This window comes from Streptomyces sp. MK37H (assembly GCF_018035285.1).
Taxonomy (GTDB): Bacteria; Actinomycetota; Actinomycetes; order Streptomycetales; family Streptomycetaceae; genus Streptomyces; species Streptomyces endocoffeicus.
On sequence record NZ_JAAAYH010000472.1, the window covers coordinates 1 to 6,677 of the forward strand.

Annotated in this window: 2 protein-coding genes; both read left to right on the forward strand. The window is 72.5% G+C overall.

Annotated elements, in window-relative coordinates:
- The first annotated feature begins 14 nt into the window (after window positions 1–14).
- Window positions 15–5,135, forward strand: a complete 5,121-nt coding sequence (locus tag GWI24_RS38125) for an SDR family NAD(P)-dependent oxidoreductase (RefSeq protein WP_308344227.1) — start codon at window positions 15–17, stop codon at window positions 5,133–5,135.
- A 42-nt stretch (window positions 5,136–5,177) separates the two neighbouring features.
- The coding region (locus tag GWI24_RS38135) for a beta-ketoacyl synthase N-terminal-like domain-containing protein (RefSeq protein ID WP_210950627.1) at window positions 5,178–6,677 on the forward strand (1,500 nt) is incomplete at its 3' end.

A 6,677-nucleotide genomic window follows, 5' to 3' on the forward strand; every position in this document is an offset into this window, starting at 1 on the left:
ACGACCGATTCCCCGTGTTCGCCATGGCGTTCGACGAGGTCTGCGGACTGCTGGATCCCCATCTGGAACATCCCCTCCGCGATGTGGTCTTCCACGGTGTGGCCGAGCGGCCGGGGCTGTTGGACCACACCACCTATGCCCAGGCGGGGCTGTTCGCGCTGCACATCGCCCTGGCGCGGCTGCTCGACTCGTTCGGCGTACGCCCCGACGCCGTCATCGGCCACTCCATCGGCGAGATCGCGGCCGCCCACGTAGCCGAGGTCTTCGACCTCCCCGACGCCTGCCGACTCGTGGCCGCCCGCGCCACGCTCATGGGCCGACTCCCCACCGGCGGAGGCATGGCCACCATCGCCGCCACCGCCGAGGAACTCGCCGAGGATCTGGCGGCATACGACGGCCAGGTGGGCATCGCCGCTCTGAACACCCCCGGCAACACCGTGGTCTCCGGTCCGATCGAACTGGTCGCCGACATCAGCGCCACCTGGGCGGCGAAGGGCCGCAAGACCAGGACCCTGACGGTCAGCCACGCCTTCCACTCCCCGCTGATGGACCCCATCCTGGAGCCGTTCGCGCGGGCCATCGACGGCCTGACCTTCCACCGGCCCACCCTTCCGGTACTCAGCAACCTCACCGGTGAGCCGGCCGACGAGGAGATGGCCACACCGGACTACTGGGTGCGGCACATCCGCCAACCCGTGCGATTCCACCCCGCCGTCGCTCATATCGCGCCCGAAACCGGCGTCTTCCTCGAGCTCGGCCCCGACCCCGTCCTGGCCGCCGCGACCCAGCACACCCTTCAGCACCTCGCCGCCGACGAGACGGCGGCCGACACCGACGAGGGCGAAGGCGAGGCAGGGCGGCCGAGCCCGCTGGTGGCGGCCACCCTGAGCCGTAAACGGCCCGACTGCCACGCACTCGGCCACGCCCTCGCCCAACTGCACACCCATGGCACCGATGTCGACTGGACCCAGTGGTTCCCGGCCGATCCGGCCCCCCGGACGGTGGATCTGCCGACGTACGCCTTCCAACGCGAGCGCTACTGGCTGGCGGCGGGCGGCGGCGTCGGGGACGTGGGGGCCGCCGGGCTACGGCGCGTCGAGCACGCACATCTGCCGGCGGCCGTCGGGCTCGCCGATGGTGGGCTGGTGCTGACCGGCCGGATCGCGGCCGGGGGCGCCGGGGGCTGGCTGGCCGAGCATGTGATGGCGGGCGCCGTGCTGGCGCCGGGCGCGACGCTGGTGGAGTGGGCGCTACGGGCCGCTGACGAGGCGGGTTGCGGCGGGCTGGAGGAGCTGGCGCTCCAGGTGCCGCTCGTCCTCCCCGCGTCCGGCGGGCTGCGTGTGCAGGTGGTGGTCGGTGTGGCCACCGAGGACGGGCGGCGCGATGTGCGGGTGTACTCCCGGCCCGACCGCGATGCCGAGGCCGGTGCCGACCCGGGCTGGGTATGCCACGCCGAGGGCGTCCTGGGCCCGCCGTCCCCGCAGAGCCCCGCGCGGGGCCAGGTGGACGAGCCGGGTCTGGCGTGGCCTCCGGCGGGCGCGGAGCCCGTACGGCTGGACGGGTTCTACGAGCGCGCCGAGGCGTCCGGGTACGCGTACGGGCCGTCGTTCCGTGGACTGCGGGCGGTATGGCGGGACGGCGCCGATGTGCTCGCCGAAGTGGCACTGCCCGACGCCGCCGGAGCCCCGGAGGGGTTCGGTATCCACCCGGCACTGCTGGATGCCGCGCTGCATCCGGCGTTCCTCCTGGACCGGCCCGAGGAGGACCACGACGACGGTCGGGTGTGGCTGCCGTTCGCCTGGAACGGCGTGTCGCTGTGGGCGGGCGGTGCCACAACCGTACGGGTGCGGCTCTCGCCCCAGCGGCAGGAGGCGGGTGGCGCCGAGGGCGAGCGCGGACTGCGGGTCGAAGTGGCCGACGCCGTGGGCGGTCCGGTGCTGACCGTCGACTCGCTGGTGATGCGACCGGCCGCCCTCGACCAGCTGCAGACCTCCGGTGGGCCGCAGGTGGACGGGCTGTTCACCCTGGAGTGGACGCCCCTGCCCGTCCCCGCACAGGACACCGATGCGGAAGGCCAGGAGCCGGATCCGGCGGACGGCGGCGGTTGGGTGGTTCTGGGACCGCAGGAGTGCGGGCCGATCGTGCCGGACTCGGTACGCCACCCGCGTCTGGAGGCATTGGTGTCCGCCCTCGACGGTGACGCCCCCGCCCCCTCCGTGGCCATCGCGTATTTGTCCGGCCTCAGTGACCCATCCGAGAGGCACATGGATACGGACCTGGCGGCCGCCGGTCTGGCGGCCTCGGAGCGGGTGCTGGAGCTGGTGCGGGGCTGGCTGGCCGAACCTCGGCTGGCAGACGCCCGGCTGGTGCTGGTCACGCGGGGAGCCGTCGCGATCGACACTCCCGAGGCGGAAGGCGCCGGGGACGGCGGCGTGGACATGGCCGGTGCCGCCGTGTGCGGGCTGGTGCGCAGTGCACAGGCGGAGAACCCGGGACGGTTCCTTCTGGTCGATCTCGACCCGGACGCCGAACCGCTCGCGGAGGACGTGCGCAGCGCGGTGGCGTGGGCGGCGCACCTGGACGAGCCGCAGATCGCACTGCGGGCGGGGCGGCTTCGGGTGCCCCGGCTGATGCGCGCCGGTGGCGTGAGCAGCGGGGGTGTGGCCGCACTGGTGGGACAGCCCGCATGGCGGCTGGAGCTGACCGGCGCGGCCACGGTGGAGAACGTGAGGCCGGTGCCGTGCCCGGAGGTGCTCGAGCCCCTCGGACCGCGCCAGGTGCGGGTGGCGGTGCACGCGGCCGGTATCAACTTCCGCGACGCGCTGATCAGTTTGGGCATGGTCCCGGGCCAGACCGGGCTCGGCGGCGAGGGTGCCGGCGTGGTGCTGGACATCGGCCCCGAGGTGACCGGGCTCGCCGTGGGTGACCGGGTCATGGGGGTCTTCGACCGCGCGTTCGGCCCGACGGCGGTGACCGACGCCCGCATGGTGGCGCCGATTCCCGCCGGATGGACCTATCCGCAGGCGGCCTCGGTGCCGGTGGCGTACCTGACCGCCTGGTACGGGCTCGTGGAGCTGGCCGGGCTCCGGGCCGGGGAGTCGGTCCTGATCCATGCCGCGACCGGCGGTGTGGGCATGGCGGCCGTGCGGATCGCCCGCCACCTGGGGGCGGAGGTCTACGCGACGGCGAGCCCCAGTAAGCACGGGGTGCTGGAGGAGATGGGCATCGATGCGGCGCATCGGGCCTCGTCGCGCGATCTGGACTTCGAGGAGGTGTTCCGCGAGGCCACCGGTGGACGTGGTGTCGATGTGGTGCTCAACAGCCTCGCCGGGCCGTTCGTCGACGCCTCCCTGCGGCTGCTGGCCGACGGCGGACGGCTGATGGAGATGGGCAAGACCGACCTCCGTAATCCTGAGCGCGTCGTGGAGGAGCACCCGGGGGTGACGTACCAGGTCTACGACCTGATCACCGACGCCGGACCCGGACGCATCGGCCGGATGCTGGGCGAACTGGGCGAGCTGTTCACCACCGAAGCCGCCGGAGCTATCGGAGCTATCGGAGCTATCGGAGCCACCGAAGCCGCCGGAGCTACCGGAACCATCGAAGTCACGGAAGCCACCGAAGCCGCCGAGGTCACCGGAGCGACTGCAGCCACCGCGGCCCTGCCGCCGCTGCCGGTGCGAACCTGGCCGCTGAGCCGGACACGTGAGGCACTGCGTCATCTCAGCCAGGCCAAGCACACCGGCAAGCTGGTCCTGGACGTCCCCGCCCCGGTGGACCCGGACGGCACGGTCCTCATCACCGGTGGCACCGGCACGCTGGGCGCGCTGGTCGCCGAACACCTCGTACGGGTCTGGCGGATCGGGCATCTGCTGCTGGTGAGCCGCCGGGGCCCGGACGCGCCGGGCGCCGAGGACCTCGCCGATCGGCTGACCGCCCTGGGCGCGCGGGTAAGCATCGTCGCGGCCGATGTCACCGACGCGACAGCCGTGGCCGATCTGGTGGCGGGGGTCGATCCCGCGCATCCGCTGACCGCGGTCATCCATGCCGCGGGTGTGCTGGACGACGCGGTTGTCACCGCGCAGACTCCCGAGCGGCTGGCACGGGTCTGGGCGGCGAAGGCCACCGCCGCGGCGCATCTGCACACCGCGACGGCACATCTGCGCCTGGGCGCGTTCGTGCTGTTCTCATCGGCCGCCGGGGTCATGGGCAGCCCGGGACAGGCCAACTACGCGGCGGCCAACGCCTTCTGCGACGCGCTGGCGGCCCACCGCCAGGCGCTGGGCCTGCCGACGGTCTCGGTGGCGTGGGGCCTGTGGGCCGAGGCCAGCGAGATGACCGGCGGCCTCGCCGACGCGGACCTGGCCCGGATGTCCCGCTCCGGCGTCACCGCGATGGCCGCGGACCACGCCCTCCGGCTGCTCGACGCGGCGTCCGAGCATGGCGGCCACCAGCTGATCGCGGCGGATATGAACGCCCGTGTCCTCGCCGCCCAGCCCGCAGACAGCCTCCCCGCCACGCTCCGCGCTCTCGCCGCCTCCGGAGCCGGTGGCGCGGTGGCGCGGCGTACGGCGGCGGCAGCCGACGCACGGCCGGACGACTGGGCCGACCGGCTGGCGGGCCTGTCCGCCGCGGAACAGCACCGCGCCGTCCTCCAGTTGGTCCGTGGCCATGTGGCCACCGTGCTCGGACACGCGGACGCCGAAGCGGTGCAGTCGGACACCAACTTCAAGGAGCTGGGCTTCGACTCCCTGACCGCCGTCGAGCTGCGCAACCGACTCGCCGCCGCCACCGGTCTGCGCCTGCCCGCCGCCCTCGTCTTCGACTATCCGGACGCGGCCGTGCTGGCCGACTACCTGCTGGAGCGCATCGCCCCGGCGGTCGGCGCCACGCCGGGCCGGGGAGACGCCGATCCAGTCCTCAACGAACTGGCCAGGCTCGAAGCCACTTTGATCGGCCTCGAGATGGAAGACGACGACTCGGGGGCGGTCACGGCACGGCTCGAAAGCCTGCTGGCGAAGTGGAAGGCGACACGAAAGCCGGCGGAGGAAGAGATGACCGCCGCGGAGAGGCTGGAGTCCGCGTCCGCGGCCCAGGTTCTCGACTTCATCGACAACGAACTGGGTGTGTCCTGAATGTGCCGGGCGCCACGACCGCTGAGGGCCGGGTGAAACCTCATGGTGAACGTGAATGAAGAGAAGCTGGTCGAGTATCTCAAGCGCGTTTCCGCGGATCTGCACGATACGCGCCTGCGTTTGCGTGAGGTGGAGGAGCGATACCAGGAGCCGATCGCGGTCGTGAGCATCGCCTGCCGGTTCCCGGGCGGGGTGAACACGCCCGAGGACCTGTGGCGGCTGGTCGCGGGCGGTGTGGACGCCATCGGGGATTTCCCCACCGACCGCGGCTGGGACCTCGACAGCCTCTATCACCCGGACCCGGACCACCCCGGCACCACGTATGTCCGCCGGGGCGGGTTCCTCTACGACGCCGACCGATTCGACCCGCAGTTCTTCGGCATCAGCCCGCGCGAGGCGCTCGCCACCAGCCCCCAGCAGCGACTGTTGCTGGAAACCGCCTGGGAGGCATGCGAACGGGCGGGAATCGACCCGGTTTCCCTCAAGGGCTCCCGGACTGGTGTATACGCCGGTACGGCCACCACCGGCGGCACCACATCGGGTGACCTTCCGCAGAAGGGATCCGAGGGATACGCGGGCAACGCACCGAGCCTGCTCTCGGGCCGGGTGTCCTACACCCTCGGCCTGGAGGGACCGGCCGTCACGGTGGAGACGGCGTGCTCGTCGTCGCTGGTCGCGATCCATCTGGCCTGCCAGGCGCTGCGGCAGGAGGAGTGCGCCCTGGCCCTGGCCGGCGGGGTGACGGTGATGACCACCCCCGAGGTGTTCACCGGCTTCTCCCGGCAGCGCGGGCTGTCCCCGGACGGGCGGTGCAAGGCATTCTCGGCGCACGCTGACGGAACGGGCTGGGGCGAAGGCGTCGGCCTGGTGCTGCTGGAGCGGCTGTCCGACGCCCGGCGCAACGGTCATCGGGTGCTGGCGGTCGTCCGGGGCTCGGCGATCAATCAGGACGGCGCCAGCAACGGTTTCACCGCGCCGAACGGCCCCTCCCAGCAGCGCGTCATCCGCCAGGCCCTCGCCAGTGCCCGGCTCGCCCCGTCTGAGGTGGACGCGGTGGAGGCGCATGGCACGGGCACCAAGCTCGGCGACCCGATCGAAGCCGACGCACTGATTGCCACTTACGGCCGCGACCGGCCGGAGGACCGGCCGTTGCGCCTCGGCTCGCTGAAGTCCAACATCGGCCATACGCAGGGTGCGGCGGGTGTGGCCGGTGTCATCAAGATGGTGATGGCCCTGCGGCACGACGTACTCCCGGCCACCCTCCATGCCGAGGAGCTGACGCCTCATGTGGAGTGGGACGGCGGCGGTGTACGGCTGCTGACCGAGCCGGTGGAGTGGCCGAACGGTGAGCGCCCGCGCCGGGCCGGTGTGTCGTCCTTCGGGATCAGCGGCACCAATGCGCATGTGATTGTGGAGCAGGCTCCTGAGGAGGATGCGCCGACGGTGTCCTCTGAGGTGGGTGGGGTGGTGCCGTGGGTGGTGTCGGGGCGGAGTGTGGAGGCGTTGCGGGGCCAGGCCGCCGCTCTGGCTGAGTGGGTGGGC